Source organism: Streptococcus sp. 53, from assembly GCF_013276565.1.
GTDB lineage: Bacteria > Bacillota > Bacilli > Lactobacillales > Streptococcaceae > Streptococcus.
This window is the reverse complement of the sequence record NZ_VMLG01000021.1, coordinates 12996-27156: the sequence shown is the minus strand read 5'-3', so window position 1 is coordinate 27156 and position 14161 is coordinate 12996. Positions and strand designations below refer to the sequence as shown.

The following is a 14161-nucleotide window of genomic DNA, read 5'->3' as shown; positions in this document are numbered from 1 at the left end:
ACAAAATCCAAAAAGCCATGGGTACCAGACTGGGTTTTGTCCTAACCCTTTTAATCCTCTATTGGCTCAAAACCTTATTAGCCTATACCGTTGACTTTAATTTAGATATTCAAGTGGGCAAGTTGCAGGGAAATTACCTTGCCTTTATCGCCTTTTTCAATCCCCTTCCTTTGGGGCTACTCCTGCTGGCTCTAGCCCTCTATGCTCGCTCAACCAAGATTTTTTATGGTCTGAGTATAGCTATTTATAGCCTTTTATTCATTTGGCTTTATTCCAACGTCTTTTACTATCGAGAATTTAGTGACTTTATCACGGCTAATACCATGAAGGTGGTCAGCAAGGTGTCTGTCGGCACTGCAGAACTAGAGTTACTGCGTCCTTGGGATTTCATCTATTTTATGGATTTCCCACTGCTGGCTTTCCTTTTCTATAAAAAACTTATCCAGCTGGACAGGAGACCTTTCAAATTCCGCTCCAGTGTTGCAATCACTGCTCTCTCGGCCCTGCTCTTTTCTGCTAATCTTTTCTTAGCTGAAATTGAGCGTCCCGATCTCCTGTCGCGAGGATTTTCGAATTATTATGTTGTTCGTGCCCTTAGTTTACCAGCCTTTTTAGGCTATAGTGCCAACCAATCCTACAGTGCCAACAAGGAACGTGCTAAAGCCTCTGAGACTGATCTTCAACCTATTACAGATTATATTCGAGAGCATTCGGCTAAACCCAATCCAGACTATTTTGGCTTGGCCAAAGGAAAAAATGTGATTTATCTCCACTTGGAGAGCTTCCAGCAATTTCTTCTTGACTATAAACTCAACCTAGATGGAACTGAGCATGAAGTCACTCCCTTCCTAAATTCACTCTACCATTCGCAATCTACACTAGCCTTTTCGAATATCTTTAACCAAGTCAAGGCTGGGAAGACCTCAGATGCGGAAACCATGCTGGAAACTGGTTTGTTTGGACTTGACCAAGGTTCCTTCATGGTCAACTATGGAGGTACCAATACCCAGCAAGCTGCGCCTTTTATCCTATCAAAAAACGGCTACCAATCAAGTGCTGTCTTTCACGGCAATATCGGGACCTTCTGGAACCGAAATACGACCTACAAGCAATGGGGCTACCAATACTTCTTTGATGCTTCCTATTTTACCAAGCAAGACAGTAGCAATTCTTTCCAATATGGTTTAAATGATAAAATCATGATGAAAGATTCTATCCAATATCTGGAGCATTTGCAGCAGCCTTTTTATGCTAAGTATATCACGGTGTCCAATCACTATCCTTATGCTAGCAATCTGACAGGCGATGAGCTTGGTTTCCCCTTGGCTAAAACCAAAGATGAAACGATCAATGGCTACTTCCAAACCGCCAACTATCTGGATAGTGCTATCAAGGCCTTCTTTGACTATCTCAAAGAAAGTGGCCTCTATGAAAAATCTATCATCGTCATCTACGGAGACCATTATGGTATTTCCAACTCCCGAAATCCTGAGCTGGCACCCTTGATTGGAAAGACTTCTGAGAACTGGTCTAATTACGACAATGCCATGTTGCAACGAGTGCCTTTTATGGTGGTCATGCCTGGTTATGAAAAGGGGCAAATCATCAATACCTACGGTGGACAAATCGATATCTTACCGACTCTCGAACACCTCCTTGGTATTGAGTCCAGTTCCTTTCTTCAAGTCGGCCAAGACCTTCTGTCTCCAGATCATCAAGAAATCGTTGCCTTTCGGACTGCCAATTCCTTCGTCACACCAAAATACACCAGCTACGACGGACGAACCTACTATACTGAAAGTGGTCTTGAAATCAGTAATCTTGATGAACAAACTCAGACTGAACTGGAAAGCGTTCGGCAGGCAGCCAGTCAACAACTGAAAATCAGCGACCAGATTCAAACTGGCGATTTGATCCGTTTCTACCAAGCAGATCATCTTGGAAAAGTTGATACTGAAAGTATTTCTTACCTCAATTCTTTACCAATTCTTCAAAAGATTGAGCAGGAAAAAGGTAGTCAGTCAACTAGTCTTTTTAGCCAACGACAAGGCAAAACTAGTACTGACCTTTTCAAGGCACCAAGTTACCAAGAACTCCATCCCGAGTCGGCAGAAACCGAATCAAAATCACAATAAAAGATGCTCTTCCGTCTTGGAGGAGCATTTCTTTTTATCAAATAAAATTCAACGAAAATCAAATAACAAACTAAGAAACTAACCTGTAAGATTGTAGGTAGAGAGGTTGTACCTGCAATATATGTCTGTCAAGTTTAGTGACGTAGATAGTAGAAGAAAGATGAGATGATAAATCAGCTTCAGCAGGTATCTGGAAAATTTGATTTTATAGAGAAGCCTTTTGTTACAAACTCAATATACTATCAATAAATAATATTATAGAAGCAAGAATAATTAAAATTTCACCTATTTGCATCATTCTATTTCGAACTCTAAATATATGTTCTATCAAAAATACTTGGATCACACACATTATAGGAATGAAAGTTTTTGAAATTGAAAAATATCCCAATAAATAAACTATAAACAACAAAAATAGAACTATATTATATTTCTTATTCAAAACATTCCTCCCTATATATGTTTGATTACCAATCTTAATCATTTACAACTACATTATAACAAACGACAAAATTCTTGTTAACAAATATTGCCATTTTTTAAAATTTTTTGTGATTCGAATGTGATAAACTACTTTGTGTACGATAAACTATGAACCTTTTGTGCCATATTTTTCTCCTTTCGCTTTACAATTGGCTTGAACACCTTTATTGTATCGCGTTCGGAGTTTTTTGGTATAACCTTCGACGCGCACCCGCATAGCGAGTGGTTTTTTTGTCTCGCACCTAACGGAGCGAGACGGACTGAAAGTCACATAATTAAAAAGTTGGAGCTCAACACTCCAACAATTGCTATTAAAATGTTTGGCGTTTTGCTTTACGCTCTGCACGACCGCGAGCGCGATTTTCAGCACGCTTGGTTTTGCGACGTTTTTCATCAACCGCCCATTTAATTTTTTTCTTATAACCTGGTTTGACTTTTTTCTTTTTCTTTTTAACCAAACCAATCATTTCGATATCAAGTTTATCTTGTTTTTTCTCACGGTTGGCACGACGATCACGGTCATAAGTATCTTGAAATTCCCCGTCTTTGACCATCTTCGGAGTAAATTTAATTCCTAATTTCTCCAACTCACGGATATCCGAGTCATCACTTGGCTGGTAAAGGGTAATAGCTGTACCTGGTAGGCCGTTTCGTCCAGTTCGACCAACACGGTGCACAAAGAAGGATAAATCTTGTGGAATGGCATCATTGATGACATGACTAACACCTTCAATGTCAATTCCACGCGCTGCCAAATCTGTTGCGACAATATACTCAAAATCCAGATTTTTCACTTGATTCATGATACGCTTGCGCTCACGAGGGGCAATATCCCCATGAATTTTTGCCACCTTCAAGCCTTGAGCAGTCAGATATGAATGTAATTCATCAGCACGCGTTTTAGTGTTAACAAAAATCATTGCCAAATAGGGTTGCATCAACTGAGTCAACTGGTAAATTTGAGCATTCTTGTCACGTCCCTTAGTAGAAATCAACCAATTATCAATGGTATCAGAAATGACCGTTTTGGTCTTGATTTTCTCCATGACAGGATTTGATAAGTATTTTTTCAAGAATGGTTGCAGTTTTTGTGGAATAGTCGCTGAGAAGACCATGAATTGCAGGTCTTTTGGAAGGCTTCCAGCAATCTTATCAACAGTTTCTAAGAATCCCATATCCAAGGTCATGTCTGCCTCATCGACCACAAAGGTCTTAGCCTTGTGAATAGCTAGGTCACCAGACTTAACTAAGTCATAAATACGGCCTGGCGTTCCAATAACAATATGAGGCTGATTGCTTGCCAATTTCTCAATCTGGCGAGCCTTATCCGTACCACCCACATAATTAACCACACGAACTTCGACATCTGAGTGGGCAGCAATCTGACGGGCTGCTTGGTAAATTTGAGTAGCCAACTCACGACTCGGTGCAGTAATCACTGCTTGTACACTATCGCTGGCTTCATCTAGTTGCTGGAAAATCGGTAACAAGAAAGTGTGAGTCTTACCTGAACCTGTTTTTGATTCACCGACTAGGTCACGACCTGCCAAAACAATAGGAATCAACTTATCTTGCACCTCTGTTGGAGTTGTAAATTTCAGCTCCTCCAAGGCTTCTCTAATATAGTTTTTAAATTGAAATTTCGTAAATGACATAATATCCTCGATTCTATCTATCCTATCAATTATACCACATTTTATTCCATTTCAGTAATCCCACTTATTTAGGCTATTTCCAGTAACTTTTCTAGTCAGAAAAAGGCTGGAATTTGAGAATTCCAACCTCTTTTCATACTCAATGAAAATCAAAGAGCAAACTAGGAAACTAGCCGCAGGCTGTACTTGAGTACGGCAAGGCGACGTTGACGTGGTTTGAAGAGATTTTCGAAGAGTATCAGTCATTATTTCCAGTTTAAAATAGTATTCAAGCCATAGTGATCACTCACTTGCGGACTATTGTTGCCATCAAATACGACATGTAAATTTTCTACCGCTAACTCCTTGCTAGTAAAAACATAGTCGATTCGAAGGGGTTCTGTATTCCCCTTCCAGCCATCAATTTCTGGTGGAACAGTATAGTTACCGCTTTTCTCTTGAGCAACTTCAAATGCGTCTTGTAAGTCTAATGGACTAGCTAAAATAGCTTGGTAGCCTTCCTGTCCAGCCGGATTGTTGAAATCTCCAGCTAGCAAAAGCGGCTTGTTCAATTCTTTCAAGACAGCCTCAAATCGTGCCCATTCTTCTTGGAAACCTTTATCCCACCAAGAAAGGTGGACACTTGCAACTGCAAGATCCTGACCATCAACTACAGTTTCAGCCAAGGCAACACGGCGAGTATGATAGTCTGTTGGATCATCCACATCTGAAACTAAAATTTCTCTGGGTTCAATAGATGTTTTAGACAAGATAGCTACACCTTCATGGTAGCGATCATAACCGATATGGTTATAGGCCCAAGTCCAGTAGTAATTTTTCCCTTGCTCAGACAACTTTTCAACCAAGAGTCTAACATAGTGATCTTGGTGAATAGGCTCAGCTGCTGGCAAAGCTTGATAAAGGTCATTAATCTCCACCTCTGGAGAGGTGATTTCCTGATTGATTTCTTGGAAACAAATCAAATCATAGTCCTTTTCAAGAATATCCTCAAGCAAAATCTGGAATTTTTCCTCAGCTTCTTTTTCCATCCAACTGTGAGTATTGAGTGTTAAAAATTTCATGCTTTTCTCCCAAAATAAGAGGTTGGAATACAGCTTCCAACCTCAAGTATATTACAATTCTACTTTAGCAACTGCTGTTTTAGCTGCAAGAGAACCTGTTTTTTCTAATTTAACTGATTTAATTGCATCACCATTTGTGAAGACAACTACTGTTGAAGTTTCACGTCCTGCTGCACGGATAGCATCCAAGTCAGCTGTGACAAGAAGATCTCCTGCTGCAACTTTTTGTCCTTCAGCAACATGAACTGTAAATGGTTTACCTTCAAGACTTACTGTGTCCAAACCAATGTGAACCAATACTTCAAGACCTGCTTCAGTCACAATACCAAGAGCATGTTTTGTTGGGAAGATGCTTGATACAGTACCTGAAACTGGAGATACAATGTTTCCATTTGCAGGTTCTACTGCAAATCCATCACCCATCATTTTTTGAGCAAATACTGGATCTTTTACTTGTTCCAAAGCAATAACTTGACCGTCTGCTACTGAGTAAACTTCCTCAGTAAGACCTTTGAAGTGAACAGTGTTTTGTTGTGCTTCAGTCATTTGGCTTGGAAGAGTTTCAGGAATGATTTCACCTGAATCAAGGATATCTTGGATATCAGATTTCAATACGTCTGCTTTTGGACCGTAGATAGCTTGAACCCCTTGTCCTTTCATGACAAGACCCATAGCTCCTTCTGCTTTCCATTGCTCTGCATTTCCTACTTTATCTGCATCTTTAACAGTTACACGAAGACGAGTCATACATGCGTCAACATCAACGATGTTTGCACGTCCACCAAGAAGGTTGATAATGTTTACAGCTTGAGAGCCTGCTGCAACTTTCACTTCGCTGCTAGATTCTTCTGAACCTTCAGCAGTTTCGTAGTTTCCGTTACGCCCTGGAGTTGCGTAGTTGAATTTTTGAATCATGAAGTTTGCGATAAAGTACATGATTACAGCAAAGAGAACAGTTACCCAGATAAAGTTAACGAGATCCATACCAATACCAGCATTAATTGCTAGTGGTGTACGAGTCAAGAATTCAATTGAACCGAATGAGTGGACACGTAGGTTTACTACGTCAGCCATAGCGAAGGCAGCACCTTGAACAAGTGAGTAAACAAGATACATAGGTGTTGCTACAAACATGAACATGTATTCGATTGGTTCAGTAACCCCTGTCAAGAATGTTGCAAGAGCTGTCGCAATCATCATACCTTTATATTGATGTTTCTTATCAGCATCGACATTACGGTAGATAGCCACAACCACACCCATCAAGATACCGAATGAACCGATCATTTGTCCAACTTTGAAACGAGCTGGGTGAACAGTATCTAACAATTGTTGGTAGTGACTTGCATCTGTACCTTTAAGGTTAACAAGGTCTGTTACCCATGCAAGCCATAGTGGGTCTTGACCAAATACTTGAGTACCTTTAGCTGCACCAGTTAAAATGTCATAAGTACCACCAAGAGCTGTATAGTTCATTGGGATAGTCAACATGTGGTGAAGACCAAATGGCAAGAGCAAACGTTCCAATGTACCATACAAGAATGGTGCAAGGATTGGAGCAGTTTCTTGTGAGTTGGCAATCCAGATACCAAAGCTATTGATACCTGTTTGAACTACTGGCCAGAAGGCAGCAAGTAGAATTGCAGCGATTGCTGAACGAAGGATAACTACAAATGGTACGAAACGTTTCCCGTTGAAGAATGAAAGTGCATCAGGAAGTTTACGGAAGTTGTAGTATTTGTTGTAAGCAGTTGCCCCTACAAAACCTGAGATAATCCCTACGAATACACCCATGTTCAAGGCTGGAGCTTCAAGAACACTGATAAAGTAATCAGCAACTTTGATTGAACCACCAAAGAAAGTAGTTACCATAGCATCTGGATTTTTCAACATATCGCCTGATACACCAAAGATTGTACCAGTGATACGGTTAATCAAGATGAAAGCAAGACCAGCGGCGAAAGCACCACCAGCACGTTCTTTAGCCCAGCTTCCTCCAATGGCTAGGGCAAACAAAATATGAAGGTTACCGATAACCCCCCAACCGATTTGCTCTAAGACACCACCAGTAATAACGAGTGGAGCAAAGTTAGGGTTAATCATCACGATAGACTTACCGATTGAAATCATCAAACCAGCAGCCGGCATAACCGCGATAACCACCATCAAAGCCTTACCGAATTTTTGCCAAAATTCGAAAGACAAGACATTTTTGAATGTATCTTTCATCATTCAAATCTCCTTTATTTTTATTTAGGCAAACGTTTTACGAAAACGTTTGCACCTTTTATGATTTAATTATACCACTTTAATTTTTTTTGTAAAGGCTTTTACAAAAAAAATTACACTTTTTTCAAAAAATTTTCTAGTGCCAAATTTCAAGTTCAAATTAGCCATCAAGAAGTCTTCTCTGAGCGACTTCTTGATACTCTTCGAAAACCTCTTCAAACCACGTCAGCGTCGTCTTACCGTATATATGTGACTGACTTTCTACAACCTCAAAACAGTATTTTGAGCATCCTGTGGCGAGCTACCTAGTTTGCTCTTTGATTTTCATTGAGTATTAGAAGTCCCTTTTCTAAAATTTTTGTAGCAAAAAAGGAGATTTTGCAATCTCCTCATAAAAGTAATTATTTTACCTAAATCTTCAAGAATCGGCGCATGGAAATTCCTGACCCCAGTGAACCAATAAAAATTCCAATCACAAATAGTAGGGCAATCATCAACGGACTAAATAAATCTGGACTAATCATGGATAGATTTTGTCCTACCAACGATTTATTGACAGATTGGTAAACCATTTGATAAACAATAAAGACTAAAACAGATGGTGCGATAGCTCCCAATAAACCGATAAAGGCTCCTTCTAACAAGAACGGTCCACGGATATAACTGTTTTTAGCTCCGACCAAGCGCATGATTTGAATTTCGCGACTGCGGGAAATAATGGTAATACGAATGGTATTTGAAATCAAGAAAACTGCGACAAAAATTAACAAAGCTGCAATCCCTAGTCCCCAAACACGGATAAATGAGGCTAACTTGAAGAGTCTTTCTGTATTGGCACCGCCATCTTGAACCTCAGAGACACCTTCAATTTTTTTAGCACCTTCGGCTATAGTTTTTACATCATTTGGAGTATTTGCCTCTACAATATAGGCATCATAGAGAGGATTGGCATCTCCTTCAAAGATTTTCCAGTTATCTCCCATTGTCTCGGTTAACTTTTCATATTGTTCTTCTTTACTTGAAAAGGTAACACTCTTAACAGTAGACATGTTCTTCAAAGAATCATATACCTTGTGGTAGTCATTATTTGTAACAGTTTGACCTTCTTTTTCAATTGTCTGACTGTTATCTTCCACATCCTTTCGGATATAAACTACTACACGGACATTATTTTCAATATCTGTAGCTAGTTTCGCTGTATTGAAAATAACAGAAGCAAATATTGCCACCAAGGTCAAAGTAATCATGACTGAACTGACAGCAGCTACTGTCATCCAACCATTTCGTTTCAAACTTTTTAAGGCTTCAAATAAATGGCGAAAAAATCTACTAATCATCGTATCCATACTCTCCTTTTGATTCGTCACGAACGACACGGCCATTTTCAATGGCAATGACACGGTGGCGCAAGGTATTTACAATCTGGCTATTATGAGTCGCCATCAAAATAGTTGTCCCTTGTAGGTTAATCCGTTCCAAGAGATTCATAATTTCCCATGAATTATCAGGATCCAAGTTTCCTGTTGGTTCATCGGCTATCAATACTTTGGGATTATTTACAATGGCACGTGCAATCGCAATCCGCTGTTGCTCTCCACCTGAGAGCTCATTGGGGAAAGAACGAACCTTGTGCTTCAAGCCAACCAAGTCTAAAACTTCCATCACACGTTTTTTGATATTACGGCGATTTTCCCCGATTACTTCCATAGCGTAAGCAATATTTTCATAGACCGTTTTCTTTGGCAAGAGTTTATAATCCTGGAAGACAACCCCAACACTACGACGTAGAAGTGGAACATCTTTCTTTTTAATCTTAACCAGATTAAAACCAGCAACTGATAGGCTTCCTTTATCGATTTTTACTTCACGATATAGAGAACGAATGAAGGTTGACTTCCCTGCTCCTGAAGGTCCTACAATGTAAGCAAATTCCCCTGGTTGAACACTGACCGAAACACCGCGTAGAGCAGTCGTTCCGTTGTCGTATTTTTTGACGACATCTCTCATTTCAATGATTGACATGTGACTTCCTTTCTATATTAGCTAATTCGCCACTTGAGATAGGCATCGATAAAACCATCTAGGTCCCCATCCATAACCTTATCTACCTGAGCAACCTCAAAGCTAGTTCGGTGATCTTTTACCATAGTATAAGGTGTGAAGACATAAGAACGGATTTGGCTTCCCCATGTGATTTCTTTTTTCTCACCCTTGAGGGAATCTACCTCCGCAGCTTTCTTCTCTTGCTCCATTTGATAGAGCTTAGCCTGCAACATCTTCATAGCTCGATCTCTATTTCCATACTGGGTCCGATCCACTGTTGATTGGACAACAATTCCAGTTGGAATGTGGGTTAAACGTACACCTGTTGAAACCTTGTTGACGTTTTGTCCACCGGCACCACCTGAACGGAAGGTATCCATCTTGATGTCATCTTCCCTGATTTCCACTTCAATGGTATCGTCCAACTCAGGCATCACTTCTACAGATGTGAAAGAGGTATGGCGACGTTTAGCAGAGTCAAACGGCGAAATTCGCACCAAACGGTGAACTCCCATTTCTGACTTGAGAAGACCATAGGCATTAGGCCCTTCAAATGATAAGGTCACTGACTTGATACCAGCTTCATCCCCTGCTTGGTAATCCAATACTTCCACTTTAAAGCCTTTGGCATTGCCATAGCGAGTATACATACGCAGCAACATATCACCCCAGTCCTGAGCCTCTGTACCACCAGAACCTGGATGGATTTCCAAGATGGCATTGTTGTGGTCATAAGGTTCCGACAAGAGAAGCGTCATCTCATAGCTGGTCATCATCTTATCAAGTTCGGCTAACTGCTCTACCAGTTCTTCTTGAACCGACTCGTCTTCTGCTAAAAAGTCTAATAAAATTTCGACTTCATCCTGCAATTCTTCCATTTTGTGGAAGGTGTTGTAGGTGTTTTTTAATTCATTTAATTCTTGCGACGTTTTTTGGGCCGCGATATTATCGTTCCAAAAATCAGGTTCTGTCATCTTATTTTCCAAGATGGCAATCTCTTCCTCTAGACCTTCTAGGTCAAAGAGACCCCCTGAAAGAAGCTAATTTTTCACGATTTGCGTCAATTTTCTGACGGATTACTGAAATGTCCATAAATACTCCTTTTTTACATCATTTCATTATAGCATATTTTATCATTTCTTTCCATCTTTTGCTATAATCCCTTTTTTATGAAAAAAGAACCTATGAAAAAAGAAGCCTTTGGGCTTCCCTTCTTACAAGACTTTTGCTGAAGTGCGAGTGATTTCTTCCACTTGAATACCATTTGCTTCAAATTTTTCTTTCAAGGCTGGTAAATCAATTGATCCATCGATTTGCACTTCGATAATGACCTTACCATCCTTACGCGGAATATTGACTGTATGGGAGATATTCAAATTTTCTTCAACGATTAGAGAAACAATCTTACCAAGGACACCGACTTCATCTTCTGTAACAAAGCGCACACGAATTCCTTCTTCACCATAACCAGCAATTTCAAGAAAGGCTTGGAAAACGTCACGGTCCGTAATAACTCCGTATACTTGATGATTATCTACGACAGGAAGAATACCAATCTTGTTTTTCAACATCAAATAAGTTGCATCCTCTAGACTCGCATAGCCTGAAACAGTGACAACATCGCGAATCATGACATCTTTTACTTTTGTCTTATTTAGAAGATAATTCATCTCATAGATAGAAAGACTGGTTGCTTTTGATGGACTAGCTTGCGCAATGGTTCCCTCAGTTACCAAACCAACCAATTGATCATTTTCGATAACAGGCAAGCGGTGCAACCCTTGCTCTCTCATCAAATCTGCTGCATGAGATACTGTTGTATCTGGACTAATGTACACTACCTTGCGGGTCATAAAATCTTTAACTGCCATGAGACTTCTCCTTTTCTATTCTTATCCCTATTATACAATCTTTTTGTAAATCTATCAAACGCTTACATTTCTTTTTCAAAATTCAGAAAAGTATGAATAAGCTAGCAAAAAGAGCTCTAAAATCGAGCTCTCTGAATGAAGGTAAGATACGTTTCATTCGATTTTTTAAATTATTAGAAATTAACCTTTTAATGTAGATGATGATTACTTCGTAATCTCCATCTGCAACCTAAACTAGTCTCCCAGACTAGTTTAGCCACCTAGATATGCTTTTCTGACTTCTTCTGATGAGGCGAGTTCTTTTCCTGTTCCTGATAGAACGATTTTTCCTGTTTCCAATACATATCCTCGGTCAGAGATTGCGAGTGCTTTATTGGCATTTTGTTCAATCAAGAGGACAGTTGTTCCTTGCTTCTGGATATCTTGAATGATATCAAAAATCTCTTGGATAAAGATTGGGGCAAGTCCCATTGATGGTTCATCTAAAAGAAGAAGTTTTGGTGTTGACATAAGAGCACGTCCCATGGCAAGCATTTGTTGTTCCCCTCCTGAAAGAGTGGCTGCATCCTGGTTCTTGCGTTCTTCAAGACGTGGGAAGCGTGAAAAGACCTTCTTCAAGTTAGCTTGATTTTCTTCACGATTTTTCTTTAAGAAAGCTCCCATTTCAAGATTTTCCATAACAGTCAAGCCAGGGAAGACGTGGCGTCCTTCTGGTACTTGTGAAAGACCACCTGCCACGATTTTTTGAGCTGGCATTTTTTGGATTTCTTGACCTAAAAATTCAATCTTTCCTGAGCTTGGTCTAACTAGACCTGACAAGGTACGGAGAATGGTTGTTTTACCTGCACCATTGGCACCGATAAGGGAAACAACTTCTCCTTCATTCACTTCAAAGCTTACATCACGGACTGCTTGGATCATACCGTAATGTACAGAAAGATTATCAACTTTTAACATAGACATTAGGCTTCACCTCCTAAATAAGCTTCGATAACGCGTTTATTGGTCTTAATTTCGTCTGGAGTTCCTTGAGCAATTAAACGGCCATATTCAAGTACATAGATACGTTCTGTTACTTCCATGACCAGATTCATATCGTGTTCAATCAGCATGATCGTAATCTTAAATTCATCTTTGATACGACGAATTAACTCAGTTAATTCTGCTGTTTCCTGCGGATTCATACCTGCGGCTGGTTCATCTAAAAAGAGAATTTTAGGTTCCGTAGCGAGGGCACGAACAATTTCCAAACGACGTTGTTGTCCGTAGGCAAGGTTTTTAGCAAGAGTTTCTGCATCACCATCTAAATCAAAGATTTTCAGCAATTCCAAAGCTTTAGCTTTTAATTCTTTTTCACTCTTGTAAAAAGCTGGTAAGCGTAAGAAACTAGCAAAAACATGTTGTTTGTGATGGTTGCCAAAGGCAATCAAAACATTGTCTAAAACTGTTAAATCTTTAAAGAGACGGATATTTTGGAATGTACGTCCAAGTCCCAAAGAAGCAATCTTATAAGGTGCCTTTCCATTCAAAAGGTGACCATCAAGGGTAACTGTTCCCTCACTTGGTTCATAAACACCGGTCAAAAGGTTGAAAAGAGTGGTTTTCCCAGCTCCGTTTGGACCGATGAGTCCAACCAATTCCCCTTCGTTCAATTCAAGAGTCACATCTCCAACAGCTGTTAGACCGCCAAAATGTTTGGTTAACTGTTTTACTTCAAGTAATGCCATTAGTTTTGTTCCTCCTTCTTAGATTTTTTAAAGAAACGTGATAGACTCAATTCCCATGTTCCAAGGAGTCCACCTGGTCTGAAAATCATTACCAATACCAAGGCCAAAGCATAGATAATCATACGAACGCTAGCAACATCTTGGAGAAGCATATTCAAAATTCCAAGAACAATAGCCGAAACAATGGCACCTGTAATTGAACCAAGGCCTCCAAATACAACAATGATCAAAACGTTGATTGAGTTGATGAAAGTGTAATCTTTCGGTACAACTGAACCGATAAATCCTGCCTGAAGTGACCCTGCAATACTTGCAGTAATAGCACCAAAGACAAAGGCGATGATTTTAATCTTAGTCGTATTAACCCCAACTGACTCAGCAGCGATTTCATCCTCACGAACGGAGAGGGTTGAACGACCAATTGGACTACGCAAGAAGTTCAAGGTTGCAATGGTTGTAATCACGACAAAGAAGTAAACCATTTGCCAAGTTGTAAAGTTAGGAATTCCCAAGATACCTGCCGCACCATTTGTAAGGCTTCCGCCATTGATGATAAAGATACGGATAATTTCAGAAACACCAAGAGTCGCTACCGCAAGATAGTCCCCCTTCAAGCGTAAGGTTGGAATTCCGACAAGTAAGGCAACTGCTCCTGAAAGCAAAGCTCCTATCAGCATAGCTCCAAAGAAGGCACCGTAGGTTGGTGATTTAGAACCAATAATAGCTGCTACATAGGCACCAATCGCCATGAAACCAGCATGACCAAGTGAAAATTGACCTGAAAAACCAACGATTAAGTTGAGACCAACAGCCAGAATAATATTAATTCCGATTTGTTGTAAAATCTGTACATAGAATAGATTGAGTACTCCGACTGAAACCAGTACACTAATCAAGCCATAGCCAGCTAACAAAAGGAGTAACCATAGAATATTAACTTTTAAATTTTCTTTCATC

The 14161-nt window shown here is 39.8% G+C and carries 12 protein-coding genes; 1 reads left to right on the top strand and 11 read right to left on the bottom strand.

Features of this window, described 5'->3' with window-relative positions:
• Window positions 1-17: 17 nt before the first annotated feature.
• Window positions 18-2135, top strand: a complete 2118-nt coding sequence (locus tag HT722_RS06580) for an LTA synthase family protein (protein WP_173278242.1) — start codon at window positions 18-20, stop codon at window positions 2133-2135.
• Between the two features lie 223 nt (window positions 2136-2358).
• Here the strand turns inward: HT722_RS06580 and HT722_RS10735 are convergent, their stop codons facing one another.
• The 11 genes from HT722_RS10735 to HT722_RS06530 all read right to left on the bottom strand — a co-directional run bounded on the left by HT722_RS10735 (window position 2359) and on the right by HT722_RS06530 (window position 14160).
• Window positions 2359-2619, bottom strand: a complete 261-nt coding sequence (locus HT722_RS10735) for a hypothetical protein (RefSeq protein ID WP_345789583.1) — start codon at window positions 2617-2619, stop codon at window positions 2359-2361.
• 310 nt (window positions 2620-2929) lie between these two features.
• Window positions 2930-4273, bottom strand: a complete 1344-nt coding sequence (locus tag HT722_RS06575; RefSeq protein ID WP_173276663.1) for a DEAD/DEAH box helicase — start codon at window positions 4271-4273, stop codon at window positions 2930-2932.
• Between the two features lie 245 nt (window positions 4274-4518).
• Window positions 4519-5334 (bottom strand): endonuclease/exonuclease/phosphatase family protein, encoded by an 816-nt coding sequence (locus tag HT722_RS06570; RefSeq protein ID WP_173278195.1) that lies wholly within the window; start codon window positions 5332-5334, stop codon window positions 4519-4521.
• Between the two features lie 51 nt (window positions 5335-5385).
• On the bottom strand, window positions 5386-7566 hold the full coding sequence (locus HT722_RS06565) for a PTS transporter subunit IIBC (protein ID WP_173278193.1): 2181 nt from the start codon (window positions 7564-7566) through the stop codon (window positions 5386-5388).
• A gap of 407 nt (window positions 7567-7973) precedes the next feature.
• The gene (gene ftsX, locus HT722_RS06560; RefSeq protein ID WP_172931928.1) at window positions 7974-8900 is read right to left on the bottom strand and encodes a permease-like cell division protein FtsX; all 927 of its coding nucleotides are present in this window, start codon (window positions 8898-8900) and stop codon (window positions 7974-7976) included.
• Window positions 8893-9585 (bottom strand): cell division ATP-binding protein FtsE, encoded by a 693-nt coding sequence (gene ftsE / locus HT722_RS06555; RefSeq protein ID WP_000022265.1) that lies wholly within the window; start codon window positions 9583-9585, stop codon window positions 8893-8895. The genes ftsX and ftsE overlap by 8 nt, the downstream gene beginning before the upstream one ends.
• 17 nt (window positions 9586-9602) lie before the next feature.
• Window positions 9603-10698 (bottom strand): peptide chain release factor 2 gene (prfB, locus tag HT722_RS06550; RefSeq protein WP_100127798.1). Its coding sequence is split into 2 segments (ribosomal slippage): window positions 9603-10625 and window positions 10627-10698, totalling 1095 coding nucleotides; the frame shifts between segments, so codons are not numbered across the junction.
• Between the two features lie 122 nt (window positions 10699-10820).
• Window positions 10821-11477 carry a CBS domain-containing protein gene (locus HT722_RS06545; protein ID WP_000268665.1) on the bottom strand — a complete coding sequence of 219 codons (657 nt, stop codon included), beginning with the start codon at window positions 11475-11477 and terminating at the stop codon, window positions 10821-10823.
• A gap of 252 nt (window positions 11478-11729) precedes the next feature.
• Window positions 11730-12440 carry an ABC transporter ATP-binding protein gene (locus tag HT722_RS06540; RefSeq protein ID WP_000062200.1) on the bottom strand — a complete coding sequence of 237 codons (711 nt, stop codon included), beginning with the start codon at window positions 12438-12440 and terminating at the stop codon, window positions 11730-11732.
• Entirely contained in the window at window positions 12440-13204 is a 765-nt protein-coding gene (locus HT722_RS06535) for an ABC transporter ATP-binding protein (protein WP_001185995.1), read from the bottom strand. Before HT722_RS06535 ends, HT722_RS06540 begins: the two co-directional genes overlap by 1 nt.
• Window positions 13204-14160 (bottom strand): branched-chain amino acid ABC transporter permease, encoded by a 957-nt coding sequence (locus HT722_RS06530; protein ID WP_173278191.1) that lies wholly within the window; start codon window positions 14158-14160, stop codon window positions 13204-13206. The genes HT722_RS06535 and HT722_RS06530 overlap by 1 nt, the downstream gene beginning before the upstream one ends.
• Window position 14161 lies beyond the last annotated feature (1 nt).

Coding starts and splice junctions, on each gene's coding strand:
- HT722_RS06565 (WP_173278193.1), bottom strand. CDS start 7,566: ATGATGAAAGATACATTCAAAAATGTCTTGTCTTTCGAATTTTGGCAA.
- HT722_RS06575 (WP_173276663.1), bottom strand. CDS start 4,273: ATGTCATTTACGAAATTTCAATTTAAAAACTATATTAGAGAAGCCTTG.
- HT722_RS10735 (WP_345789583.1), bottom strand. CDS start 2,619: ATGATTAAGATTGGTAATCAAACATATATAGGGAGGAATGTTTTGAAT.
- HT722_RS06580 (WP_173278242.1), top strand. CDS start 18: ATGGGTACCAGACTGGGTTTTGTCCTAACCCTTTTAATCCTCTATTGG.
- HT722_RS06570 (WP_173278195.1), bottom strand. CDS start 5,334: ATGAAATTTTTAACACTCAATACTCACAGTTGGATGGAAAAAGAAGCT.
- ftsX (WP_172931928.1), bottom strand. CDS start 8,900: ATGATTAGTAGATTTTTTCGCCATTTATTTGAAGCCTTAAAAAGTTTG.
- HT722_RS06530 (WP_173278191.1), bottom strand. CDS start 14,160: ATGAAAGAAAATTTAAAAGTTAATATTCTATGGTTACTCCTTTTGTTA.
- HT722_RS06540 (WP_000062200.1), bottom strand. CDS start 12,440: ATGTCTATGTTAAAAGTTGATAATCTTTCTGTACATTACGGTATGATC.
- HT722_RS06535 (WP_001185995.1), bottom strand. CDS start 13,204: ATGGCATTACTTGAAGTAAAACAGTTAACCAAACATTTTGGCGGTCTA.
- ftsE (WP_000022265.1), bottom strand. CDS start 9,585: ATGTCAATCATTGAAATGAGAGATGTCGTCAAAAAATACGACAACGGA.
- HT722_RS06545 (WP_000268665.1), bottom strand. CDS start 11,477: ATGGCAGTTAAAGATTTTATGACCCGCAAGGTAGTGTACATTAGTCCA.